General features: G+C 30.9%; 32 protein-coding genes. 22 read left to right on the top strand and 10 right to left on the bottom strand.

The annotated features are described in order from the left end of the window. Positions 1-38: 38 nt before the first annotated feature. A complete protein-coding gene (locus tag V5E38_RS08755; protein WP_499212968.1) occupies positions 39-1388 on the bottom strand; it encodes an MATE family efflux transporter in 1350 nt (449 codons plus the stop codon). A gap of 107 nt (positions 1389-1495) precedes the next feature. On the opposite strand from V5E38_RS08755, the gene V5E38_RS08760 reads away from it, so the two are divergent. The 6 genes from V5E38_RS08760 (at position 1496) to V5E38_RS08785 (ending at position 5461) form a co-directional block, all read left to right on the top strand. Further along, the gene (locus V5E38_RS08760; RefSeq protein ID WP_499212969.1) at positions 1496-2188 is read left to right on the top strand and encodes an SDR family oxidoreductase; all 693 of its coding nucleotides are present in this window, start codon (positions 1496-1498) and stop codon (positions 2186-2188) included. Positions 2189-2255: 67 nt separating this feature from the next. Continuing rightward, on the top strand, positions 2256-2417 hold the full coding sequence (locus V5E38_RS08765; protein ID WP_499212970.1) for a hypothetical protein: 162 nt from the start codon (positions 2256-2258) through the stop codon (positions 2415-2417). Positions 2418-2686: 269 nt separating this feature from the next. Continuing rightward, a complete protein-coding gene (locus V5E38_RS08770) occupies positions 2687-3619 on the top strand; it encodes a DHH family phosphoesterase (protein ID WP_499212971.1) in 933 nt (310 codons plus the stop codon). Positions 3620-3695: 76 nt separating this feature from the next. Continuing rightward, entirely contained in the window at positions 3696-4211 is a 516-nt protein-coding gene (locus tag V5E38_RS08775) for a metal-dependent hydrolase (RefSeq protein WP_499212972.1), read from the top strand. Positions 4212-4230: 19 nt separating this feature from the next. Then, entirely contained in the window at positions 4231-4548 is a 318-nt protein-coding gene (locus V5E38_RS08780; RefSeq protein ID WP_097977391.1) for a low molecular weight protein tyrosine phosphatase family protein, read from the top strand. 217 nt (positions 4549-4765) lie between these two features. Next, on the top strand, positions 4766-5461 hold the full coding sequence (locus V5E38_RS08785) for a helix-turn-helix transcriptional regulator (protein WP_499212973.1): 696 nt from the start codon (positions 4766-4768) through the stop codon (positions 5459-5461). Between the two features lie 54 nt (positions 5462-5515). Here V5E38_RS08785 and V5E38_RS08790 read toward each other — a convergent pair whose 3' ends face one another. After that, positions 5516-6130, bottom strand: coding sequence for a LysE/ArgO family amino acid transporter (locus V5E38_RS08790; RefSeq protein ID WP_499212974.1), 615 nt, complete (start codon positions 6128-6130; stop codon positions 5516-5518). A gap of 113 nt (positions 6131-6243) precedes the next feature. Here V5E38_RS08790 and V5E38_RS08795 point away from each other — a divergent pair, with 113 nt between their 5' ends. Further along, on the top strand, positions 6244-6438 hold the full coding sequence (locus V5E38_RS08795) for a hypothetical protein (protein WP_025569137.1): 195 nt from the start codon (positions 6244-6246) through the stop codon (positions 6436-6438). A 173-nt stretch (positions 6439-6611) separates the two neighbouring features. Here the strand turns inward: V5E38_RS08795 and V5E38_RS08800 are convergent, their stop codons facing one another. The 3 genes from V5E38_RS08800 to V5E38_RS08810 form a co-directional block, all read right to left on the bottom strand. Further along, entirely contained in the window at positions 6612-7136 is a 525-nt protein-coding gene (locus tag V5E38_RS08800) for a GNAT family N-acetyltransferase (RefSeq protein WP_499212975.1), read from the bottom strand. 197 nt (positions 7137-7333) lie between these two features. Next, a complete protein-coding gene (locus tag V5E38_RS08805) occupies positions 7334-7843 on the bottom strand; it encodes a GNAT family N-acetyltransferase (RefSeq protein WP_499212976.1) in 510 nt (169 codons plus the stop codon). A gap of 22 nt (positions 7844-7865) precedes the next feature. Beyond that, positions 7866-8849 (bottom strand): glutathione S-transferase family protein, encoded by a 984-nt coding sequence (locus tag V5E38_RS08810; protein WP_499212977.1) that lies wholly within the window; start codon positions 8847-8849, stop codon positions 7866-7868. A gap of 287 nt (positions 8850-9136) precedes the next feature. On the opposite strand from V5E38_RS08810, the gene V5E38_RS08815 reads away from it, so the two are divergent. The 8 genes from V5E38_RS08815 (at position 9137) to V5E38_RS08850 (ending at position 14785) form a co-directional block, all read left to right on the top strand. After that, positions 9137-10186, top strand: a complete 1050-nt coding sequence (locus V5E38_RS08815; protein ID WP_499212978.1) for an LLM class flavin-dependent oxidoreductase — start codon at positions 9137-9139, stop codon at positions 10184-10186. A 124-nt stretch (positions 10187-10310) separates the two neighbouring features. Next, positions 10311-10697 carry a cupredoxin domain-containing protein gene (locus V5E38_RS08820; protein WP_499212979.1) on the top strand — a complete coding sequence of 129 codons (387 nt, stop codon included), beginning with the start codon at positions 10311-10313 and terminating at the stop codon, positions 10695-10697. A gap of 136 nt (positions 10698-10833) precedes the next feature. Then, the gene (locus V5E38_RS08825) at positions 10834-11133 is read left to right on the top strand and encodes a hypothetical protein (RefSeq protein WP_499212980.1); all 300 of its coding nucleotides are present in this window, start codon (positions 10834-10836) and stop codon (positions 11131-11133) included. 231 nt (positions 11134-11364) lie between these two features. Further along, positions 11365-12528: an MFS transporter gene (locus tag V5E38_RS08830; protein ID WP_499212981.1), complete on the top strand. Its 1164-nt coding sequence runs from the start codon at positions 11365-11367 to the stop codon at positions 12526-12528. 80 nt (positions 12529-12608) lie between these two features. Further along, positions 12609-13457 (top strand): MerR family transcriptional regulator, encoded by an 849-nt coding sequence (locus V5E38_RS08835; protein ID WP_499212982.1) that lies wholly within the window; start codon positions 12609-12611, stop codon positions 13455-13457. A 297-nt stretch (positions 13458-13754) separates the two neighbouring features. Next, positions 13755-14126, top strand: a complete 372-nt coding sequence (locus tag V5E38_RS08840; RefSeq protein ID WP_098565640.1) for a DUF2089 domain-containing protein — start codon at positions 13755-13757, stop codon at positions 14124-14126. Beyond that, positions 14126-14512, top strand: coding sequence for an SHOCT-like domain-containing protein (locus tag V5E38_RS08845; RefSeq protein WP_499212983.1), 387 nt, complete (start codon positions 14126-14128; stop codon positions 14510-14512). Before V5E38_RS08840 ends, V5E38_RS08845 begins: the two co-directional genes overlap by 1 nt. Before the next feature lie 3 nt (positions 14513-14515). Continuing rightward, complete coding sequence (locus V5E38_RS08850) at positions 14516-14785, top strand: lysophospholipid acyltransferase family protein (RefSeq protein WP_499212984.1); 270 nt, start codon at positions 14516-14518, stop codon at positions 14783-14785. Between the two features lie 136 nt (positions 14786-14921). Here V5E38_RS08850 and V5E38_RS08855 read toward each other — a convergent pair whose 3' ends face one another. Beyond that, on the bottom strand, positions 14922-16076 hold the full coding sequence (locus tag V5E38_RS08855) for a tyrosine-type recombinase/integrase (RefSeq protein ID WP_499212985.1): 1155 nt from the start codon (positions 16074-16076) through the stop codon (positions 14922-14924). Positions 16077-16361: 285 nt separating this feature from the next. Here V5E38_RS08855 and V5E38_RS08860 point away from each other — a divergent pair, with 285 nt between their 5' ends. The 5 genes from V5E38_RS08860 to V5E38_RS08880 all read left to right on the top strand — a co-directional run bounded on the left by V5E38_RS08860 (position 16362) and on the right by V5E38_RS08880 (position 20233). Then, positions 16362-17369 carry a helix-turn-helix domain-containing protein gene (locus tag V5E38_RS08860; RefSeq protein ID WP_499212986.1) on the top strand — a complete coding sequence of 336 codons (1008 nt, stop codon included), beginning with the start codon at positions 16362-16364 and terminating at the stop codon, positions 17367-17369. 114 nt (positions 17370-17483) lie between these two features. Then, positions 17484-18506, top strand: coding sequence for a threonine aldolase family protein (gene ltaE / locus V5E38_RS08865; RefSeq protein ID WP_499212987.1), 1023 nt, complete (start codon positions 17484-17486; stop codon positions 18504-18506). A gap of 237 nt (positions 18507-18743) precedes the next feature. Then, positions 18744-18971 (top strand): hypothetical protein, encoded by a 228-nt coding sequence (locus V5E38_RS08870; RefSeq protein WP_499212988.1) that lies wholly within the window; start codon positions 18744-18746, stop codon positions 18969-18971. 130 nt (positions 18972-19101) lie between these two features. Next, entirely contained in the window at positions 19102-19479 is a 378-nt protein-coding gene (locus V5E38_RS08875) for a DMP19 family protein (RefSeq protein WP_499212989.1), read from the top strand. Between the two features lie 274 nt (positions 19480-19753). Beyond that, the gene (locus V5E38_RS08880; RefSeq protein ID WP_335486671.1) at positions 19754-20233 is read left to right on the top strand and encodes a PaaI family thioesterase; all 480 of its coding nucleotides are present in this window, start codon (positions 19754-19756) and stop codon (positions 20231-20233) included. 198 nt (positions 20234-20431) lie between these two features. Here V5E38_RS08880 and V5E38_RS08885 read toward each other — a convergent pair whose 3' ends face one another. Beyond that, a complete protein-coding gene (locus V5E38_RS08885) occupies positions 20432-20842 on the bottom strand; it encodes an AbrB family transcriptional regulator (protein ID WP_499213545.1) in 411 nt (136 codons plus the stop codon). A gap of 136 nt (positions 20843-20978) precedes the next feature. Here V5E38_RS08885 and dltC point away from each other — a divergent pair, with 136 nt between their 5' ends. Next, complete coding sequence (gene dltC, locus V5E38_RS08890; RefSeq protein WP_499212990.1) at positions 20979-21188, top strand: acyl carrier protein; 210 nt, start codon at positions 20979-20981, stop codon at positions 21186-21188. A 134-nt stretch (positions 21189-21322) separates the two neighbouring features. On the opposite strand, the gene dltD is transcribed toward dltC, so the two are convergent. Genes dltD through dltX form a run of 3 tightly spaced genes read right to left on the bottom strand, consistent with a single transcriptional unit; the run spans position 21323 to position 23881 of the window. Next, positions 21323-22510 (bottom strand): D-alanyl-lipoteichoic acid biosynthesis protein DltD, encoded by a 1188-nt coding sequence (dltD, locus tag V5E38_RS08895; RefSeq protein WP_499212991.1) that lies wholly within the window; start codon positions 22508-22510, stop codon positions 21323-21325. A gap of 34 nt (positions 22511-22544) precedes the next feature. Beyond that, complete coding sequence (gene dltB, locus V5E38_RS08900; RefSeq protein WP_499212992.1) at positions 22545-23693, bottom strand: membrane-bound O-acyltransferase family protein; 1149 nt, start codon at positions 23691-23693, stop codon at positions 22545-22547. A gap of 32 nt (positions 23694-23725) precedes the next feature. Beyond that, the gene (dltX, locus tag V5E38_RS08905; RefSeq protein ID WP_387329424.1) at positions 23726-23881 is read right to left on the bottom strand and encodes a teichoic acid D-Ala incorporation-associated protein DltX; all 156 of its coding nucleotides are present in this window, start codon (positions 23879-23881) and stop codon (positions 23726-23728) included. Positions 23882-24236: 355 nt separating this feature from the next. On the opposite strand from dltX, the gene V5E38_RS08910 reads away from it, so the two are divergent. Beyond that, on the top strand, positions 24237-25343 hold the full coding sequence (locus tag V5E38_RS08910) for an MGDG synthase family glycosyltransferase (protein ID WP_499213546.1): 1107 nt from the start codon (positions 24237-24239) through the stop codon (positions 25341-25343). Positions 25344-25400 lie beyond the last annotated feature (57 nt).

Consider the following 25400-nt stretch of genomic DNA (forward strand, 5'->3'; position numbering starts at 1 on the left):
AAGGATGGGTTTAGCAATCGTGCTTCCCATCCTTTTTATTATGCTTCAGATAACTTTAGTTTTTTTATTTGTAATTGTACTAATCGGAAAGATAATGTTAGTGCTGACACTCCTAAACCAACAATTAAACCAACCCAATATCCTTTTGCACCTAGATTCGTATTAGAAAGTGCATACCCAACTGGTAATGCGATTACCCAATAAGCTAAAATCATCATAATTAACGTGGCATTCACATCTTTATATCCTCTTAATGCACCTTGGATTGGTGCAGCAATTGCATCGAATAGTTGGAACATGACAGCAAAAATTAAGAATCCGCCTGCCAAAATTTGTACAGATGGGTCATTTGTATACCATCCAGCTACATCATATCGGAATAAATAGATGATGATCCCAAAAAATGAAGCAATTGAAACTGCCATTACTAAACCAATTTTGCTATATTCTTTTGCATTTTGGAACTCTTTTGCACCAACTTCATAGCCAACAGCAATTGTTAAAGCCATTGAAATACTTAATGGAACCATATAGAGTAGACTTGCAAAATTCATTGCCACTGTATGTGCAGCAATCGTTTCAGTATCAAACTCACTTAATAATAATGTTACGACCGAGAATACACTTACTTCAAAAAAGATACTAAGACCAATTGGAACTCCTAATTTTAAAATACTTTTCCATGTTGCAAATGAAATTGAAGGAAGATTTTTAAATAGATTGAAGCTGCTAAATGGCTTTTTACTTTTAATAATATAGAAAGCAATTCCAAAAATAATCCAATACGTTATTGCAGACGCTACACCAGAACCTACGCCACCTAAACGTGGAAGACCAGCTTTACCGAATATAAGGAAATAATTCAAAATTACATTAACTGGTACTGAAATAACGGTAATAACCATAGTAGTTCTTGTTTTACCTAAACCATCAATAAACTGACGAATGACTGTATATAGAAATAAAGGTAAAATTCCAAATGATAATGCGAATAAGAAATGAAGAGCAACACGATGAACTTTCGGATCAAGATTCATATGATTTAAGATTGGATGAATTGAAAATATACCAATAATAATTATGACAATTGCAATAATCCCAGCCAAATAAAGTGCCTGCATAACAAGAGGCGTTATTTTTTCATCCTGTTTTGCACCATTTAAATTTGCTACCATTGTCGTAATTGCGACTAAAATGCCAGTTAACCCCGTACTGATTGGAGTCCAAATACTAACACCGATCGCAACTCCTGCTAAATCCCCTGGACTACTATTACCAGACATGATTGTATCAAAAAATGACATCGAAAATAATGTCACTTGAGTGATTAAAATCGGAAGTAGTAGTTTAAAAAAGCGTGATATTTTATCCGTTTTAGTAGTATTCAATTTATCGACCTCCTAAACAAACACTTTTACAATTGTATCATGTTTTGGTTTAATAGCTATAATGAAATTATTCGGATAAATATTTTATAAAGAAAGTTGGTCTTAGATTGGGAAATCAAGTTGTAATCATCACAGGCGCAGGGAGTGGATTAGGAGCGTCATTAGCTAAAAAGTATTCTGAAAACGGAGCTCACATTTGTTTATTAGGAAGAACTGAAAATAAACTTAGAGAAATTGGAAAACAATTACCTAACAATTATTCAATACATACTGTAGATGTTTCAGAACATGAAGATGTAAAAAGAGTCTTCGATACAATCATTCAAACATATGGAAAAGTTGATTTATTATTTAATAATGCAGGTGTTGGAATTTTTGATCTTGCAGAAGAATTAAATGATGAAGCAGTACATAATATGATCGATATTAACCTAAAGGGAACTATTTTCTGTTCACAAGAGGTTTTAAAACAAATGAAAAAACAAGATAGTGGAACAATCGTCAATATTGTTTCTACTGCAGGTCTAATTGGAAAAGCAACAGAATCAGTTTATTGCGCAAGTAAGTTCGGAGTTAAAGGCTTTACTGAAAGTTTGGTTGTTGAATTAACAGGAACACCAATCTCGGTATTTGCAGCATATATGGGTGGAATGAATACAGACTTTTGGACAGGTATTTTTGATGAAGATAAAACTTCAAAAATGATGAATCCAGACGATATAGCTGAAATCATAATTGAAAATATAAAACCACGTAAAAATATATCCATACCTGAAATTATCATAAAAAACATAAAATAAGTATTAACCGAGCCGTCTTTTACACAAACTAAAGCCAAATCATTAAGTACTAAGTGAGGTATAAAAGATGAGCAAATCAAAAAAGAACAAATCAATTAATTCGAATCAAAATAATTTTGACGAATTATTACTTGAAGACCTTAATAAAGCAGATGATATTCCAATCGATTGGTTACCAAAAAGTGAACCGATTACGGAAACAATGTCATATAAAAATGCTGAAGATTAATTAGGCTTTGGTTTGAAAAGACTTGTTTATATTATTGCTTGTTTGCAATAGGGTGAATAGGCTTAGTGGCCTAAAAATTAAGCGTTTTCAATTAGTCTAATTAGCATGTTTTTTTGACTTTGACTTGAAACTGTAAAGAATAGCCATTTTGGCTATTTTTTTTTATTTTGATATGGTATTATTATTGAAGCGTTTTATATTAAAGCCAATTCCTGGCATTAAAAATACATAAACAAATGAAAAACAAGATATAGTTAGGAGAATTTTTGATGGAAAAAGTACTAGTTTTTGGTCACAAGAACCCAGACACAGATACAATTTGCTCTGCAATTGCATATGCAGAATTAAAAAAGGCATTAGGTGAAAATGCTGAGGCTATTCGTTTAGGTGAAGTAAGTGCAGAAACACAATTTGCACTTGATACATTTAAATCTGAAGCACCACGATTAGTAGAAAAAGTTGCAGCTGAAACAAATAATGTTATTTTAGTTGACCATAATGAGCGTCAACAAAGTGCTGATGATATCGAACAAGTTCGTGTACTTGAGGTTATTGATCATCACCGTATTGCTAATTTTGAAACTAGCGATCCTTTATACTACCGTTGTGAGCCAGTTGGATGTACTGCTACAATTTTAAACAAATTGTATAAAGAAAATAATATCGAAATTAAAAAAGAAGTTGCTGGTCTAATGCTTTCAGCAATTATTTCTGATACATTATTATTCAAATCTCCAACTTGTACTGATCAAGATGTTGCTGCTGCAAAAGAACTTGCAGAAATCGCAGGTGTAAATGCAGAGGAATATGGTCTAGAAATGTTAAAAGCAGGTGCAAACCTAGCTGATAAATCAATCGAGTCTTTAGTTTCACTTGATGCAAAAGAGTTCAAAATGGGTAACTATAAAGTAGAAATTGCACAAGTAAACGCAGTTGATACAAAAGACGTACTTTCTCGTCAAGCAGAATTAGAAAATGTACTTGAAGGCATCGTTGCTAATAAAGGATTAGACTTATTCTTATTCGTTGTAACTGATATTTTAACAAATGACTCAATCGCAGTTGCAAAAGGTACAGCTACTAACGCAGTAGAAAAAGCATACAATGTAACGTTAGAAAACAACACAGCTTTATTAAAAGGTGTTGTATCTCGTAAAAAACAAATCGTTCCAGTATTAACTGAGACATTCAATACACTTTAATTTGTAATTTAACAACAAAGTCTTTGAAAGGCTTTGTTGTTTTTTTTATAAATAGCAAATAATTGGGGGATTTGAAATGGAAAATTTAAAATATCCGATTGGCAGATTTACCTTACCGCCAAGCTACACTCCTGAACAACGTAAAGAATTTATTAAAGTACTAAAAGATGCTCCTATTAAATTTAAAGAAGTAATCACATCACTTTCAGAAGAACAATTAAACACACCTTATCGTGATGGTGGTTGGACACCAAAACAAGTTATTCATCATGTTGCTGATAGCCATATAAATAGTCTTATTCGAGTTAAATTAGCTTTAACTGAAGATAATCCTACGATCAAAGCCTATGATGAAAATGCATGGATTACATTAAGTGATTCGAATTTTGATTTTCATAGTTCTTTAAAAATTATCGAAGGTATTCACGAACGTTATGTAGTCTTACTTGAATCACTAACAGAGGAAGAGTTTAATCGCACTTGTTATCACCCTGAGCTTAAAATTAATATTAGTATAGATTTCATTTTAGCTTTATACGCTTGGCATAGCGAACATCATTTGGCTCATATTTATTTAGTGAAAAACAATTAATAGTAAGGTGTGAAGAACAATAAAATTATTATTTATTTGTAGTAAAAATCAATGGAGAAGCCCTACAGCAGAAAAAATTTTTCACTTATATAATGGCAACCAAGCAAGATCAGCGGGGACTGAAACTGGTGCAAGGATTAAAGTGACAGAGGGACATATTGGTTGGGCAGATATTATTTTTGTAATGGAGAAAAAACATTTAAGAAGAATTCGCGATAAATTCGGAGATATACTCAATGATAAAAAGATTGTCAATCTAGATATAGCTGATGACTATCAGTTTATGGACGAAGAATTAATTGAAATTCTCCAAAATAGAGTATCCGAAATAATTTAAGGTAATTGGGAAAGAAGCGAAAACATTATCAGATTTTAAGGAACCCACTCAGCTAAAAGAGTGGGTTTAGTTCTTTTTGCCTAATAAACGGTTAGAATTCTAAGTACTTCCGCATGATTATAAAAAATTTCCAAAATAACCCATTTCACAATAGTGTCAAAGTCCATGTTGTACACATAAAAATAAAAATAGAGCAAAATAAGAAAAAGGTGTGAGCATGTACTATAAATTATTAAAGCAATATATAAAAAATTCAAATTTAAGTTTGACTGATATAGCCAAAGAATTAAATAAGTTGGGCTTTTCAAAAGACAAGAGCTATTTAAGCAAATTACAAAATGCGAAATTGACTCCACCTGAAGAAAAATTAACTAGAGCGATAGCAAAAGTAACAGGTGGAAATGCTGAAGACTTAATTTGGTGTGCTTATATTATTAATGCACCAGAAAAATTGAAAACTCCTTTACGAAATATCTCAGAAGAAGTATTCAATCCTTCCCAGGTCGAAATGAATAGTAATCTAAAATTTGATATGATCTATAAAGAGCAAAACGTTGAGGATCGTTCAAAAATATTTGCTGAATTTATTAAACAGTCACGATTACAAAAAAATCTATCAATAAAGTGCCTTGCAACAAAAGCAAATGTATCCCATTCATATATTTCACAAATTGAAAATGGCAAAAGAGGTATACCGTCAACAGAAATTATTCGAAAGTTGGCAGAACCACTAGGTTTTCCTGTTATTCAATTGTTTCAATTAGCTGGATATGTACCAATTGATGAAAATGATTGGATAGAAGGTATGAACCTCATACGTAAAGCTAATTCAATGCTAAATAATGAAGAAAAAGAGAAATTATTGAGGTTAATAGAAGCTTTTCTAACATTGTCTTCATTACACTTTTTATAATTATTAGAATAAATAAAAATGCAGGATTCAGGATTATTCCTTTAACCTGCATTTTTATCCTTTTATTATGCCTTTAATTAGGTAAATAGCAATACACCAAATGATAATTGCTGATATTTTATTAATAACCAACATAAATTTACCAGATTGATCAAGTTTTCCTGCCATTCTTCCTGCTATAGCGAGTGACAAGAACCAGATCCACGAAACTGCAATACAAGTTACCGAAAAAGCAATTTTTTCAATTCCATCATATTGAAGTGAATTTGTTCCAATTACCCCTATAGTATCCAAAATTGCATGAGGATTTAGAAGTGAAACGGATGCAGCAAAAAGTATTTGTTTTTTTACTGAAAAATGCTCCGAATTCGTAGTTACATTTGAAGATTTAGCTTTCCATGTTTGCCAACCCATATAAGATAAAAACAAAACGCCAAAACTTAAAAGAGCGGTTTTAAAAAAAGGTGATGCTAAAATTAGCACTGAAACTCCTGTAATAGATAAAGTAATTAACAAAGTATCGCAAATTGATGCAGTAATTACAGCAGGAAGTGCATTAATAAATCTTTTTTGAGTTGCACCTTGTTGAAAAATAAAGACGTTTTGAACCCCTAAAGGAAGAATTAATCCAAAAGATAATAAAGAAGCGTGTAAAATAGTTTGAATCATAAAACCACCTAACTGACCATTTTATCTTCATTTCAAACTTTTTTTACGAATCTTGACTAAATTTGTAAATTTTAGGAAAGGATAGTAAGAAACTGTAAAAGGAAGTGAAGAGTATGTCACAACAATTTGACAATTTACCTGATTATGAATTATTAGCGAATAATCCAGCATTATCTTTACATGAACTGTCATATCATTATGATATGAGTTTTAATGATATCGCTGAAATTAGAGGAATCTCTGTAGAAGATTTAGTAAATTACTATCAGACAAATACTTCTCACGATTCATTATTTTATTTTGAATAAAATATACATAAAGCTGAGCCAATATCTATTGGAATCGGCTTTTTTTGTGTAAACAAATCCCCTACTTATACTATTGAAAAAATTGTGAGAATACTAGAATTTTAGACAGACTTAACAAGTCGGATTGTGAATTAGGTTTAAAAAAAGAAAGTCAAGCCATTTTAGGCTTAACTTCATTTTTTCTTCTTTGTCTTTAGTCGCCAATTATTACAGATCATAAATTTACCAATTGGATATTCAAAATTACATTTTTTAATAAACTTGAAATTTAATTTTTCGCATAATTTATTAGATGGAATGTTATTAGCGGAAGGGAATGCGTGAATATATTTATGCTTCGATTCTTTTTGGGCCTTCTTAATAGCTTTTTTTACTGCAATTGTTGCTATACCTTTTCGTTGAAATTGTGGTAAAATGCTCCAACCAATTTCATAAATAAGTTTACCATCCCATATGCGATCCCAATAGCCAACAGTTCCTATTTTTGTTCTGAATGGAAGCAAAACGATAACAAACATTTGTCCTGTACCTATTCGACTCATTTCAAGATAATGCTTGTGGCGACTCATAATTTGATTTAAACTTTCTAGACCACCAAGATATTTCATCATATTATTCGTATTCGATGACAGAAGTAAATTATGATCTGCTTCGTTCCATGGCTCAATTAGAATGTTTGATTCATCTATTTTTGACAATTAATACACTCCAAATTTATATTAAAAAGAATCATAATAAGATAGTATTTTGAAGTGAAGATGATATCTCTAATTAAATAACTAAATAGGTGAAATTCTTATCACGATAACCGCAAAAGGGCTGTTTGAAGTTAAAAAATTTCGGACAGCCCTTTTACTGAACAAAATTAAATTTAATTATGAGTAATAAATAAGGTTTAAATTTTCATCTGATAAGCTCTGACGATAATCCCATCATTTGCTGGTTCGAAGTCAAACTTTGGTAAACGTTTAAATCCAATTCCCTCATATAAACTTATGGCATTTTTCATAAATTCACCGGTATGTAATCCGATTGCATCGAATCCTTTTTCTTTCGTGCGATTAATACATTCTGAAATTAGCGCAGAAGCAACTCCTTGACCACGGCAGTCTGACTCTACAGCAAGCATTCGGATTTCTGGATAATCAAGTTCGTCGATATAGTCTCCATAGGCATTTATTTTGGTTGGGAATAAAGCGACGCTACCGACAATTTTTCCTAAAACCGTGGCAACAATTATTTCCACACCTTCTTGTTCATCAACATTCGATGAGAGGGACTTCTTTAAAGCATGCCAATGTTTATCTGGTAACAGGTTAACGTATTCATAATAAGCGTTAATTCTTTGTTCTCGAATTGACTGAAACATCTCTTTTTCAGCATTACAAATTTCTATTTTTACCATTAAAATTGCATCTCCTTATGCCTTAATGAATGAGGAACTTTTCTTTTTGTCCACTTAAATCTTCGCGATTGTGTTTCGAATTCCAAATCGTAAGTTCTGGACCTTTTGGTAACACTTTTGGTTCTTCTTTTTCGGGTGAAATAGTAATCGATAAATGGTAATGTCGTTTAATCGCATCAAAATCAGTTGTATCCCCAAACCCTGATGTTTGATATAAATCTCGTACATAGCCCCATAAGTTTTTAAACTCGCGTATTAAATTACGATTCGTATTAAAGGCTGTAAAGTAAGCAGCATCGAACCGTACAAGCGTTGTATATAACCTAACATCAGTATCAGTAATTTTATCACCAAATAAAAAACGTTGTTTAGATAATCGCTGCTCTAGCTCATCTAATCGATTAAATAATGTTTCATAAGCATCTTCATAGGCTTTCTGAGATTGTGCAAAACCACATTTGTATACACCATTGTTTACATCAGTGAATATGATTTCGTTTAGCGCATCAATTTCCTGGCGAATGGAAACTGGGTATAAATCTGGTGCATTCTTTTTATGGTACGGCTTCCAAACCGTTTCGAAATAATTTGTTAGCCTAAAATAGTCATTATTGGCAACCTTGCCAGAGCTTATATCGATAATAGCGGGTACTGTCGGACGTCCTGAGTAGTTTTGATCTGATTTATGATAGATTTCACTCATATAGCGAACGCCTAATATTGGATCAACTCCTCCTGAATCCAAAGAAAATTCCCAATCCACGTGAGGCAATCTTGGACGCATTGGACTGACGGTACCTAAACTGATTGCATTTTCTAAGCCTAAAACTTTTCGTACAATAACAGAGCGATGTGCCCATGGACAAGCAGCTGACCAAATGAGACGATATCGACCTGCTTCAATAGGGAGTTCTCCTGGTTTATTTCCAAATGGTGTAGAAAAACGATTTAATTGACGTCTAAAGAAACCATCAACTGTTACTTCAGTTGGTTTAGTTTTATTCATACTTAAACTTCCTTTCTCACTACTTTGGATAAAATTTTTTAGAGTTTTTGAAGGTGAACATAGAAGTAATTCTAATACTCTATTATACTCCTAAAATTCAGAAAATGTATTTTTTCTGGTCATACTTATGATGACAATACGATCTATATAATTGCTTTATACCACTTTGTTAGAAATTATCTCGAATTTGAGGTATATTTAAGTTGCTTAATAAATATAGCAACATAAAACCTTATAAATCTACTCAAATTTTCTTTAAAATTACAGAAATTAGGAGGAATAGTTAAATGGAAATAGGAATTAGTACTTTTGTAGAAACAACGCCTGATGCATATACAGGTAATGTAATAAGCCATGCAGAACGATTACGTGAAGTGGTTGAGGAGATTATTCTAGCAGATCAAGTTGGATTAGATGTATTTGGAGTAGGGGAACATCATCGTAATGATTTTGCAGCATCATCTCCAGCAGTCGTATTAGCAGCAGCTGCATCACAAACAAATCGTATTCGACTAACAAGTGCCGTAACTGTCCTTTCATCAGCAGATCCAGTACGAGTATTTCAAGATTTTGCTACGCTTGATGGTATTTCGAATGGTCGAGCGGAAATCATGGCGGGACGTGGTTCATTCATCGAATCATTTCCTTTATTCGGCTATAAATTAAACGACTATGATGAGCTTTTTGAAGAAAAAATGGATTTACTGTTAACCTTGCAAAAATCTGAATTCGTAACATGGAGTGGAAAACACCGACCAGCCATTAACAATATAGGAATTTATCCACGTCCAGTTCAGGAGCCCCTGCCAATTTGGATTGGAAGTGGCGGAAACAGTGAGTCAGTCTTTCGAGCTGGACTATTAGGACTTCCACTAGTTCTTGCAATTATAGGTGGACGACCAATTCAGTTCGCACCACTTGTTGAGCTATATAAAAAAGCAGCAGCACATGCCGGTCATGATGTAAGCAAACTAAAGATTGCATCCCATTCACATGGATTCATCGCAGAAGATACAATGACTGCTGCAGATAAATTTTTCCCATCAACTCAACAGGTCATGAATAAGCTTGGAAAAGAACGCGGTTGGGGAACATATGACCGAGCTGCATTCGATGCGGCGCGAAGCTTTGAAGGTGCACTTTATGTTGGAGATTCTGAGACTGTCGCACAAAAAATCATCCACCTTCGAAAAAATGTAGGTATTACAAGATTTATGCTTCATGTACCAGTTGGTTCGATGCCACATGCAGACGTAATGAAAGCAATCGAACTATTAGGTAAGGAAGTTGCACCAATCGTTCGAGATGAAATCGCAAAGTGGGAAGCAAAACAATAGCTGGAAATAAACGAAAAGCTGTTTTCTATAAGAGGACAGTTTTTTTATATCGATTAAATTAAAAAAATCGTGATAATATTCCATCAAATGGAAAAGAATATTGCTAGGAAAGGAGGGAATGCAAATGTTAATAAAAAATTGGTTCTCAGGAATTATTGTTTTTATGGCAACGATTTTGCTGATGGCAACACCAGGTAATCTCAAAGCTTTTGCTGAATCTGAGGTTTCAGATGCAAATAATCGAGCACAAACAATCGTAGTAGAGTTAAATGATGATTACTTTAACCCGAAAAACATTACGATTCCAAATGGTACAAAAACAACTTTATTATTGAAAAATAAAGGGAGTAAGCCACATACTTTTACTGTGAAAATGCTCAATATTGATGTAGAAGTTCAACCAAGAACTGAAAAAACCATTTCAGTGTCACCAAAACAAGCAAATACATATGATCTTACATGTAAGTACCATTTTAATGTAGGTATGGTAGGAAAAGTAATCGTAAAATAAAGTCAAGGCCATTTGGCCTTGACTTTATTTATGTTTTGATAATTTACTACAATAAAGAAATGTCATTTGAATTTCTAACAGGAACATTACTTTTTAGCAATATCTCCTCATACAATTAAAATGAGGAGGGATATGGATGGAGAACATCGATTTTCATATACTTCAATGGTTTTTTGGTAGTACACCGATCCTTGGTTTAGCTTTAATGATGTTTATTGCTTCATCAATTGGGAAACGCCTCACTATACCAATTATTACAGTTATCGTAACATCATGCTTGTGGTTTATTTGGAAAACGCTACCAAACGATATTTGGCATCGTATGGGAGCAGACGGTACTGTTGGGCTGTACCAACATATAACCTTCGCTCTAATCCTTGGTTTTGTCACATCGAGCATTCTCGGAATGTTTCAAAAAAATCAACACGCTAAATAAGAATACCATTAGATAGATGAACATTTTAAAGGCTATCAATGATCTTAAATAGATTAATACAATGTACCAATAACTATGAGCTTCTCTAAAAGAGGCTCCTTTTTCTATTACAAAGAATTGAAAGCGAATTCATTAAAAAAGAATCAAAAATAATAAAAAAATCAATTGACTCTCCCCTCGGAGGAGGCTTTACATTATGTTTTGTAGAGCTTTAAAAGGAGTTGAGTTAAGATGAAAAAACAAAACATAATGTTATCTTTAGTATTAATGAATTTATTCATTATTTTTTTAGGAATTGGGTTGGTTATTCCAGTCACACCTTCAATTATGAATGAGTTAAATATATCTGGTACAATTGTAGGCTATATGGTAGCTTCATTTGCTATTACACAATTATTTTTTTCACCAATTGCAGGTCGCTGGGTAGACCAGTTCGGACGTAAAAAAATGATTATAACGGGATTATTGATCTTTAGTATCTCAGAGTTTTTATTCGGAATGGGTAAAACGATTGAGGTTCTTTTTATTTCACGTATGCTAGGCGGAATAAGTGCGGCATTCATTATGCCAGCTGTAACAGCATTTATAGCAGATGTTACAACGGTTGAAACAAGAGCAAAAGCACTCGGCTATATGTCGGCTGCAATTTCAACAGGTTTTATTGTTGGACCAGGTGTTGGAGGATTTTTAGCAGAATATGGTCCACGCATACCATTTTTCTCTGCAGCAGGATTGGCGATTTTAGCTGGTGTTTTATCTATTACAGTCCTTCCTGAGCCAGAACGAAATCAAGACAGTATTGAAGAGAAAGGACAAAAACCAGGATTTAAACGTATTTTTGCTCCGATGTATTTTATTTCGTTTATGGTTATATTGATTTCACAATTTGGTTTATCAGCTTTTGAATCCTTATTTTCATTGTTCACAAATCATAAATTTGGTTTTACACCGAAAGACATAGCAATTATGATTACTGGTGGTGGGATAGTTGGTGCGATTGCTCAAATAGCATTATTTGATCGATTAACAAAATGGATGGGAGAAATTCGATTAATTCGATATAGTTTAATTCTGTCTACAATTCTAGTATTTATGATGACAATTGTGAACTCTTATTTTATGATTTTACTAGTGACGATTACAGTATTTTTAGGCTTTGATTTAATGCGTCCAGCTGTTACAACCTATTTATCTAAAATTGCAGGTAATGAACAAGGCTTTGTAGGTGGGATGAACTCAATGTTTACTAGTTTTGGGAATGTAATAGGACCAATAATAGGTGGAATCCTATTTGATATAGACTTAAACTATCCATTTTATTTTGCAACAGTCTTATTAGCGAGTGGTGTTGGTTTAACAATTGCTTGGAAAATGCCAGTATATCGAACTGCATAATATATCAAAAAAGCGTATTCTATATTTACGAATAAAGAATATGCTTCTTTTGCTAAAATAAGAATGTGGAGGTGACTAAAGTGAAGGAAAAACTATATACAATAGGTGAGGTATCTAAACTAGTTAATATTTCGATTAAAGCACTCCGATATTATGATAAAATCAATTTATTTAAACCAGCGTATGTCGATCCAGATAAGAATTATCGATATTACAAAGACTCACAAATTCATCTTCTCGATTTAATCAAATCTCTCAAATATATTGGTACTCCATTAGAAGAGATGAAAGAAGTACAGGGACTACAGAGAGATGAATTTTTTTCCTTTTTAACAGAACAAGAAAAAATTGTAAGAGAAAAAATAAATTCTTTAATCGAAATTGAAAAAATCATCGCAAATGCAAAAAAGGGATTGCAAAAACAAAAGGATTATCCACAATTTGGTGAAGTATTTTTTTCGTATGAAGAAGAAATGCAAATCATTCAGACGAAAGCGAATGGAATCGATCCGAAAAATATTTTGAATGCTTCATATAGTAAATTAAAGAAATTTGCTGCATCTACAGAAGGTTTTAGGAACAATGGTTATGGAGCCATTGTGCCATATAAGTCTTATACACATGTTAGTGAAGTAACATATCAATATTTATTTACACCCGTTTTAACAAAAAAACAAACTACACTACTATTACCAGATACGGAGCTTTCAATCATCCCCGAAGGAAGATACATATGCATAACTTATAAAAGCTTATCATCTAATGATTATTTTACAAACTTACAAAGACTTATTAACTATATAGACAAACATCAAATAACAATTAAAAGTGATATATATGAGTCATTAATACATAATAATTATTCACCAAATCAAAAAGAAGAATTTTTGATTGAAATGAGAGTATTGGTCGATGATGAAAGAGAATAGACAGACAAAAATATGATTTAAAAATCTCATAGAAAATTTTTGAATGACTCCTTAAAGGGTCTTTTTTTACTTTTATGATCCGAAAATAAAATTATTTAATATACAAATTGAATTTTTGAATAAAAAGATTGATTTTTATATAAAAACTTAACATTTACGTTCATCGAATCAAATTATTTAATATAAAAATTTAATAATTTAATAAAATTATAAATTTTTATAAATAATATTTAATTTTTGTTTAAAAAATTAAATATATAGTGTATTATATGATTAAATAAATGAAAGGAGAACAGTATGTCGTATCCTTTACTAACTAATTGTCCTGTTTGTAGCAAGGCACTTAAAATTACTAAACTACATTGTAACCATTGTCAGACTACGATTGAAAATGAATTTGAAGTATCAAGATTAGCAGCTCTAGGCCAAGAACAACTTCATTTTATTGAGATTTTTCTTAAATGTCGTGGAAATATTAAAGAGGTCGAAAAGGAACTAGGAATTTCTTATCCGACTGTTAGAGGAAAATTAGATGAAATTATCTCTACTCTTGGGTATTCCACTCAAAAGAAACCAGAAATAGATAAATCTAAAATTGTAACATTATTAGAAAAAGGCGAAATTACGGCTGAGAAAGCCATTCAATTATTAAAAGAGGGGGACTTATAATGAAAGACGAGATTTCAAGAATATTAACGTTGGTGGAAGAAGGAAAGATTGATAAAGATAAAGCAAGTGAATTAATTAATATTTTACAAGATAAAGATCAGCCAGAACGCGTATCTTTGAAAAAAGAATCATATGGAAATAAAATCTTAAAGATTCGTGTGAACTCTGAAGTAGGAGATAATGTTAATGTAAATGTACCGATTAATCTTGTGAAGGCTGTTTTAAAAGTAGGTACTAATATTGCTGAAAAAATTCCTGAAGCTGAAAAATATGTTAAAGATATTAACATTGATCTGCTAATCGAAGCAATCGAAAACGAAATGGTCGGACAAATCATTGACATCACTTCATCTAACGGTGATAAAGTTTTCGTTGTGATTGAGTAGAATATGTTAAAGTTCAAGGTGAAAATAGAAGGAAAGCGATTCTCCATTCCTGTTCCTTATGCGGTTTTAAATTTAGCAAGTTTGATCATCACATCAAAATTGCTTAATCGGTTAATAAATAAAGCAATAAGAAAAAATGGCAGTAAATTCAATTTCCCTGAAATTGATAGAAAGGATTTAAAGCCGTTACTAAAGGGCCTTTCAAAAAACAGTGGACTAATCCTTGTAGATACGAAACTAAAAGATGGAACAGAGGTAGTAGTAAAGCTTTAAAGTTGATTCTTTTTGTCACGAATTATTATTTTTCTACTTCCTAAATTGTTTCATATGAATTTTTTATAATAATATTATGTAAACTAAAAGTAAAGTATAAAAAGAACCCCCTTTTTTTAAAATGGGGTTTTTCTTATTAATAAATTTCATCATCCCAAACATTACTTGCATTTTGAGTTCGTTTCATCATTTTTGCTAAATAAAGTTCAGTTGTTTGAATACTTTCATGACCTAAACTACGACTAACTTGATAAATGCTCGCACCTTTTTCAATTGAACGACATGCATAATGATGTCGAAAGAAGTGAGGACTAATATTGTTCGATTGATTATGTTCTTTTACAAAAGGTAACTCTGAATCTTTTATCATTTCTATGACATATTTTGATAAATATTTAAACGAATAATGTTGATTCAGTTTATTTGGAAACAATGGACTTGAATCTGTTTTTGATATTAGATTTGATAGACCACGTCGACTCCTTAGTTTACATAAATCTACAAATACATGATTTAATAATTTAACTTCACGTTTTTTATTTCCTTTTCCAATAATCTCTAGCCAATAACCGTTTGAATCCTTTGTAACTTTACCCCAATTTGCCTCTGCTAGTTCCCGAATTCGCATTCCAGTTGTAGCTAATAATTTGATTATAGTCGTTTTTAAAATATTTCCATTATAAAAATTCAATAATGCTTTAACTTCACTTTCTTCTAAATCACGATTTGGTAAATCATCCTTTGTAATTTTTGCATTCAAAATTCGAGTATATAAAGGTACTGAAACATAATGACTATCAAATAAAAACTTGAAAAAGCTTTTTAATATGACAAGTTTTCTTGAAAGAGTTGTAACACGATATTGTTGCTTGTTCGAACCGTATTGATAAGTAGATAGCCATTGTTGATATGAATCGATATGTCTTTGATTTAAATTTTTGAAAAATGAAGTTTCTATATAAGATTCTACATCCTGACGTAAAAATTCTTCACTCTTCATCAAGTATCGAAAAAACTGCATTAACTCTCGTATGTATTCCATCTTTGTACTATCTTTTCGTTGTTTCGATTTTTGAATATCTTTTCTTTGATGGACAAAGTAGTAGATCATCTCCAAATCAGAAAAACCTTCATAGATCATCCGATGATTTTTTTCATTCTCAAACTTTGTTTGTAGAAGAATAGGAAAGTATGTTTCATCTATTAAATACTCAATTATGTTGGATTCATTTAGATTCGTACTTGGTAAATACGCTGAATTTGTAATAAGTAGACTTGATTTTACTAACATATTACTCACCTCATAATCTATTATACATAAATCATCCTATTTAAAGTATTAATTCGAATATTTTTTCCAGCTAAATAATTAACTTTAATATTTTATAAATATTATAATGCATGAAATGAATAAGGTAGAAAAATACACTATTATTCTACTTAAAACAAATTACGTATAATTAATTATTTATAAATAAATAGATTTATTTGTATCTGTTTAATTACTTTTTAACAATTTGTTGGAAATAATTATGATATAATGAAGCTATAAAACAATGAAAAAGGAAGAATCCAAATGTTAGAACAAGATCAAAAAATGAAAGAGATTGTTACAACAAATGAGGCTGTAGAACTGTTAGGTGTATCGAAACAAACGATTTACAATTATGTAAAGGCTGGGAAACTCAAACTTGTTTATGAAGATTGGCAAATCGATGGGACAATGAGGTTTTATTTAGTGGATCTTAATCAGTTAAAGTCCCAAACGGTAAAACCGGTAGGACTAACTGTTCTTGAAACAGCTAATTTATTAGGAGTATCGAAAGCAACAATCCATCAGTATATTAAATCTGGGAAAATTAACGCAAGTAAAGTAAATTTTAAAGGTAGACTAACTGTATTTATTCCAGAAGAAGAAATTGAAAATCTAAAATTCTCACAAAAAAATGCATCAAGAAAAAAGTCTTTTTTTACTAAGGACTTAGAATTTTACTTATTTGGACTTTATGAAATTCCAAACTCGAACGAAAAAGCCCGTATCATCGAGCTTAATGAGACCTCTGAAATCGTAGTAAAAACGAACATGGGTGAACTTTTAAATAAAGAAGAACTTACAAGCCGTGGTTTTAGAAAAGCTTATGAAATGAAGAAAGCCAGTCATAGTACGAAAAGAGGTATGATCTCTTTTCAATTTCCAATCCCTCAGTCAATTAGTGCTCCGATTTTTGGCATTATCGATTCTTTTTATAAACACATTGGACATCAAAATATGAATCTTTATATGAAGGACAACTCAATAAAGATCGAAATAAAACCAATTAAACTACCATATCTTGATTCCAACATTGAACAAGATTTTGAAATTTTACAAAACTGTTTAATTGATGGCAAGCTTTCTACTAGACCAGGTTTTATTGTGTTTACGAGTAATCAAGAACAACTAACTATTTTTGTGAAAGATTCAATAAAAGAAAAGATTAAACAAATTGCAATAGCTCATCATACTGGAATTGAGGATATTACTGAGAAGCTTTTGCTTATGGGTTTAAAGGAATTTGAAAAAAATAACTCATTTAATGACTAAATTTACTCGCCAATTTCCGACAATGAGATGGATACTTGTATTAGAAATCAAATCTCGATGCGTCTATTAAACCAGTTTAGATAATTCTGAAAATAGAATAAAAGGGGAATGAAAATGAAGTTTATCGATTTAAGAAGTGACACTGTAACAAATCCTACAGATGAAATGAGACAAGCCATGTTTTTAGCCGAAGTTGGCGATGATGTTTATGGCGATGATCCAACAGTGCAAAAATTAGAAATTTTAGCTGCTTCTATGATTGGAAAAGAAGCTGCTTTATTTGTACCAAGTGGAACATTTGGTAACCAGCTTGCTTTGTTTACACATTGTGATCGTGGTACTGAAGTCATTCTAGGAGAGGATTGTCATATTTTCGAACATGAAGTAGGAGCTGCTTCAATTATTGCAGGAGTCCACTTAAGAACTTTACAAACGACTCATGGCAAGATGGATATTAACCGAATTAAACATTCGATCCGACCTGATGACATCCATTATCCAGAAACTTCATTAATCTGTTTAGAAAATGCCTATTCAAATGGATCTGTAGTAGATATCGACTATATGAAGCAAGTTTATAGCATAGCAAAAGATACAAATATTCCTGTTCATTTAGATGGCGCAAGAATATTTAATGCGGCTACTTATTTAAAAACGGATGTTAAAGAGTTATCTCGATATAGTGATTCAGTAATGTTTTGTTTATCAAAAGGACTTTGTGCTCCAGTAGGTTCAATACTTGTTGGTAGTAAAGAATTTATTGAAAAAGCAAAAAAGAAGCGTAAATTACTAGGTGGAGGCTGGAGACAATCTGGATTTTTAGCTGCTGCTGGTATAATCGCATTAGAAAAAATGACGAAACGATTACATGAAGATCATGAAAATGCTCAATATTTAGCTAATAGACTAACTGAAATCCCTGGAATTAATGTTGATACATCTCAACTTCATATCAATTTAGTATTCTTTCAAATAACTGAAATGAGAAGAAGACCTGAAGAAATTGAACAAATTTTTAAAGAGAATGGAATTATCACATTTGCTCCAGAAGAAAACGGCATGATGCGTTTTGCCACACATTACTGGATTACGAAAAATGATATTGATAAAGTAATTGATGTGATGAAAACAATTTGATTTTTCAATGCAATTGCTGTATTAGTTGAGTTAATGGGAGTATCTTTTTGAGGCAGAAAAGGAATCTAAAGTGGAATACTCTCTCACAGAACTAGGTAAAAAATTTAACACTGACTCGATGCTATGATTGGGGGACGGGATTTATGAAGAAAAAAATAGAGGAGCATAACTATACTACACAAGATGAAGAATTATAGATTCTTTAGTTAAAAAAGATGATGTAGAACGGAGCTTATAATGAAAATCGAAGAAAAAGATGACTATGTAATAATTGATGGATATGAAATAGATGGTTTTATTGATAAGAAACAACAATGTTCAAAATGCAACAATAGTTTAATTCACTATGAAGATTTTGAAGCATTTTTCTGTCCAAATTGTAATGCTTGGACAGAAGAAAAATGTATGGATCCCAGTTGTTATTACTGTCCAAATCGTCCAGAAAACCCATTACCATTTAAATAATATTGTTTAACTAACTCATTTTGGTCGGCTATATAGTCATATTTTTATATGCTAGGATAGAAAAATAATACAAGTTAGTTTTTAAATGTTATACATTCAAGCAAATATAAATGTCAGGGGAGTTCATCAGATGAAAAATACAGAAGATTTATATTTCGAGATGTCTGATAAAATCATTGAAAAAGAAAGCAAAAATGGAATTGAGGGATTAAGTCAAAACGAAAGAAATTTTTATTCGGTCGATAGTCTCTTAATGGAATTAAATAACGGTGGATTTGATCAATATTTCTTAAATTGGACTGGTGAACATTGGCAAGAAACTGTTTCAATCTTAGATAATTTAGAAATAAGTTTTTTATCTAATTTAGTTAAAAAAGCTAATGAAATCTATCATAGTGAAAAATCAGAAGAGGATATTCTTGATGAATTACACGAATTGGATAATGAATTTTATAATAATTTGAACTATGAAGATACATATGAAAAAGTAATGAAATTGTTCAATTAACGTATGTAATTATTTAGCAAACTATTCTATTTTTAACGATAAGAAGTTTTTCCACTAGTAGTACTACTTGTGAACTATTTTTATTATCGAAAGTAAATTACTTGTATACTTGAAAAATATTACACTACTTTAAAAGTATAGTTAATATTAACGGAATTATCAGGAAACTATTGTGGATTAAGATGACCTTGTATATATTTAAAGTACAATATGACCGAGCGATTGCTCATATTATGATGAATTTTATTTAAAAAGTTATTAAGGAGGATGAATAATGGAGGAAGTAATTGAAAAAGCAATTCAAGATATCTACCCAGAAGATTTCGCTTGGTGTTATGGATGTGGTCGATTAAATAAAGATGGTCATCATCTTCGCACTGGTTGGCAAGGTGATAAAACGGTTACAATCTTTACACCGGAATCAAAGTACATGGGAATTCCAGGTTTTATTTATGGTGGATTAATAGCTTCGTTAATTGATTGTCATGGGACAGGCTCTGCCTCACTTGCTTTACACCGTAAGAATGGGAACGAAATAGGAGATGGTACAGCACCTCCTAGATTTGTAACCGCTTCCCTAAATGTGGAATATCTTAAACCAACTCCCCAAGACGTACCTTTAAAAGCAGTTGGAACTGTTGAAGAAATCCATCCTAAAAAATGGAAAGTTCATACAGAATTATTTGCAAATGACACTCTTTGTGCTCGTGGAGAGGTAGTTCTTGTTGTTATGCCTAGCACATTTTTAAAATAAAAACCCTTTAAATAAAATATTATATTCCAAAGGTAATTTTAAAGAATCAAAATGCAAAAACTCGCCAAGATTGAAGCGATTTTTTGCATTTTTATATGCCAACTGTTATATCAAAACATTTATCATTGCGGCTTTCAATATCTGAAGATTAATTCAAAACGGACCCGTGGTCTTAACACATTTTATCAACAGACTCTTTTATTTAAGTTCTTTAAGTATTTTGTTAATTCCGTTTTTTGTAGGCTTATCTCTGCCTATCAACCAGCGTATTAAAGGAACTGCAACTAGCACCATGATAAAAAGGCGGAATGTTTGCATCGCAAATATTAATGTTGTATCGGCTCCGCTACCAAAAGCGATGGCCATCACAGCATTAATGCCACCTGGTGTTGTCGCCAAATATCCGGAAAGTAGATTAAGATGGACAAATTTTGCGAGAACCAAACCGAAAGCTCCACAGCCGATTATGAGTATGAGAACAAAACTAGTAATTGCTGGTAACAATCGTCGAGCTCGTCCTAGGGTTTCTCTATCGAAACGCAATCCAATTTGAAGACCAACTAAAGTAAATGCCGGTTCACGTATCAATTCGGGTGGTGTAAGGATCAGTTACATATTATAATACGACGGATGAAATTGCCCAGGTTATAAATATTGATCAACTCAAGTAGAAAATTATTAGAAAATATAACAAAAGAGGGTAATATAATGAAAAATATTCGAGCACAAGTATTAGCTATTTTGATTGATTGATTTATGTAATACAGAAGAAATAGTAGAAAATCCGGAAGTACTTTTATTTGAAGAAGGTTTGTTAGATTCATTTGGAACTGTTAGCTTACTAGTTGAGATAGAAGATAAATTAGGGATAGATGTAACAATTTCTGATTTTGATCGCGATGAATGGTCTACACCAAATGAAATTATATCAATTTTAGAAACTATGGCTACTTAAAATAATGAATTTTAGAAAAAGCTTCCGAACACAAAATTTGAGTGTTCGGAAGCTTTTTCTTTGGACTATACTTAATTTCATATACACATTTTGTTCATTCTCAATCAGCTAACCACAAAGTTTTGAGATTAATTCTAAACTTTTTCTTTACTGTGCAAGAAAGATTCCAATGCTTGATCCACATAAACCCAACCCTTTAAGCTTAAATGAAGCGAATCGCTGAAAAAATATTTATCATATTCATGGTTCGATAAGTCTTCAACTTCAAATCCAGAATCACGAATTTCTTTAGATACTTTTTTATAATATAAAGTACGCTCTTCTTTTTTAAAACCAATGTAATCATAAAAGTACCCATTTACTGGAATAGATATGAAAAGTGGTTTTGCACCAGCACTTTTTAATAAATCTAATTCCAGTTGTAGGTCCTTATATTCAGGTGATTCTTTATAGGAAAGTGTAGACTTAGAGTTTTTTAATTGATTAATTTTATTAGCAAAATGCAATGTATAAATACTGTTTCTAATATAAAATGGATTATTGGTTGCTGTTTTCTTTCCTTCTTTTTCTGCAATTGCCATCAGCTCTTTAAATGATTTGTTTTTTGAAGTTGAGTAATTATTTATATTAAAATTACTGATAAAATTAAATTTTGATGTAAGTACATCTTGTTTATTTATAATTGATAAATAAGGATTGACTAAATTATTAGTAATTAGTTTATTAGTCAGTTTTTCTGTTTTCATTCCAAGCGCTTGCCTCATCAAAGTCGTAAGCATTTTATCATTTCTAACTATTGAATAATCAAGTAATCGATTAATTGCTCTTTGTTTTATATCCATAGGGATTTTATTATTATTTGCAAATTCAATTGCTTGTAACTTTGAAAAATTCGGGTCAAAACGTTGTTCATCTAATCCTCTTTTATTAAACCATTGAGGTGAAATTATAAAAATGATCTGTTTCCCTTTTAAACTTGTATAGTTAGCAGATAAACTAAGGAAATGTATTAATGATTGAGTTCCTCCTCTTCCAATTAGGAAAGGTGTATATTTTGGATCATATACCTTAAAATAATTTGAAGGATGAAACTGATCAAATCTTGAAAGTTCAGACGAACCATAGATTGGTATAATAGTAGGATCTTTCATAACTTGTCTTTGTACTGTAATACCTTGGAAGATAGCAGGACTAAGTGAGCTAGATTGATGCCTAGCTGTTCGATTTGTAACTAATGTAGATAACCATTGATTTGGAATGGTAAGTATTAAAATAACAACTATAAAAGCCAAAAATATTGGACCGAAAGTAGGTTTTTTCATATATAACCCCTCATTTGATATCTATTTATTTGTTTTAGAATAAAGTTCCTGAAAAAATTAAAAAGCCAAAACAAATAAAGTGAAATGTAATAATTATTGAAAGTATATCTGTGAATTTTGTTCGAGGAATTAATTTCTTTTCTTTATTTTTCCTTTCAAATAAATCATAGCAAATAATTAAAATAGCATGGTAAATACCATAAACAATGAAATGCAACGCTAGTCCATGCCAAAGACCCATTAAAAAAAATAAGGTAAAGTAAGAAATATACGAGATTACATATCGATTTTTTATTATTTTCTTTTTTTGCAAGAAAAAAACTAGCCTCATATAAACATAATCTCTAAACCAAAATGATAATGTCATATGCCAACGATTCCAAAAATCTTTAATATTTCTACTTAAAAATGGTTTATTAAAGTTCTGTGGTGTTTGAACACCTAATAAAAAGCTAACTCCGACTGCAAAAGCACTATAACCTGCAAAATCAAAGAACAAATAAAAACTATATGCATACATGTATAATAGTTTTAATACAAATAGGTCTTCATGTAAGTAGACATTTGAAATAATATACAAATTGATCGCATGAGCAATAATATACTTATAAAGAAACCCTCGAAATATTAAGTTGATACCATTAAATAAAAACCGCTTATATTCCCCAGCTTCAAAGCTATTCTTAAAATCCTTCTCAAACCTACGATATCGATCAATCGGACCAGACGTAAAAGTCGGGAAGAATAAAAAAAACTGTAGAAACTCAAATACTGTTAACGATTTGATTAATCCATCCCTTATTTCGATTAGTAAATGAATTGTTTTGAAAGTTACATAGGAAATACCCAAAAATCCAATTATTGATTTTGAAATAAAAAATGGCTGAACCTTTGTTAAAATTAAAGGTAATAAAGTAAATGCAATTAAAAAATAAAAAACACGAGGATTATTATATTTATCACGATATTTTCTATAGTTAATGACCAATACTGAATGAAAAATAGTAAAACATATAAAAAATAACAACTGTTTTAGATCATCTTTAAAAATAAGTAAAATAAGTGTCCATCCCACTAGAGTACTGTAAAATGTTATCTTTTTTCCTCTTAGCCCACAAATAATAATTGGTAAGAATAATAACATCAATATTATAAAATATAGTAAATTTCCGTATGGTGTCATTTGAATACCTCTATAAATATTAGTTTATAAAATTAAAATTCATTATAAATAAATGTAGATGAGCCAGAGGAATTACAAATGTAAAAATAGATTAGCAATATGATGATCATCAAATAATAACTAGTTTTAAAAAACCATTGAAAAATCATCGCATTTTTAAAAACTCGATTTGTTTTCTTTTCTTTCATAATTATTTCCACCTTTAACCAGGATAAATTTAAGTTTAAAATTGAAGGTTTACTTTGCTTAAAAGTACGTGAAATGTATAGCATTGCTATATAATAACACAGTAAAAAAACAAAAAAGATTATATTTTTTTAATCAATTTCACTATAATTTAATGATTGGCTATAAAATTCATTATTCATTTTTAAAAAGGCATTTTTTTGATATGTAGAAGTATTTAATAATTAAATTGTTTTAATCAAATTTATAGTGAATATTCATAATAGAATCTGCGAAATTTAATTTACAAAATATATAATGATCCCATAATAAGTTTTTAAATTGTGTAACAAAAAGAAGGGTGGATCATTAAAAGTGATGCAGCAACCAAAAATACTTGTAGTTACTTCTAGTTTCGGAAATGGTCATAAACAAGTTTCCAAAGCTTTAAAAAGTGAATTTGAAAATCATGATTTAAAAAATGTAACTATTATAGACTTATATGACGAAGCGTATCCTACTTTAAATACATTCGCGAAGCAACTCCACATACATATGTTCAAGCATGCACAGACAGTATACAAATGGTTCTTTTACGGAACTGAAAAGCTTTATAATTTATCTATAATTGATAAGCTTTTAGAATTAAGTGGAAAAAAAATAAAATGCATACTTCAAATTGAGAAACCAGACATCATTGTTACTACTTTTCCAGTAGAATCGGTAGCCAAATGGAAGAAAATATCAGGTCATCCATGTAAACTTTATACTGTAATAACTGACTATTATATCCATCGTTCTTGGATTAACGATGAAGTAGATCGGTACTATATTGCTACTGAAGAATTATTACCTCAACTGTCAAGATTTGGTGTACCTTTCTCAAAAGTATTAGTAAGTAGCATACCCATACGAGAAGAATTTAGAAAAATTGAAAGGAGTAAACTTATAGTAGACGAGCACCAAACTAATTTAAATTATCGAATATTAATTGTTGCTGGTGCTGTAGGGGCTTTGAAAGATGTAAAAAAAATAACCCAGCAGCTTTTAAATGATGAGAGACTAAGTGTAAAAGTTGTCTGTGGAAATAACCGAAATCTATATAAGAGTCTTATTAACCAAGTAGAAGTATACAATGGTAGACTTCAGGTGTTTGGTTATGTAAATGATATTTATAATCTATATAAAGAAGCAGATTTACTAATTACTAAACCAGGGGGGATAACACTTTCAGAAAGTATAGCATGTAGTTTACCTACAATTTTGTACCGACCAACACCTGGACAAGAAAGTGAAAATTCACGTGTTTTTGAAAATGTAGGGGCCTCACTCACTGTAAAAACTATAAGTGATTTAGTGGAATATGTAGAACAGATACTTGAAAAGCCATATTATTTATTTGAAATGAAAATATCACTAATGAACTTATATAAAGGTTTTAGTTCTCAGTTAATCGTAAACGATATTTTTGAAGGAATATCATAATATTAATCAAAAAGAAAAATAGAGAGTAATTACTCTCTATTTTTCTTTTTGATCATG

The organism is Rossellomorea sp. GAMAL-10_SWC (genome assembly GCF_049568075.1).
Lineage (GTDB): Bacteria > Bacillota > Bacilli > Bacillales > Bacillaceae_G > Gottfriedia.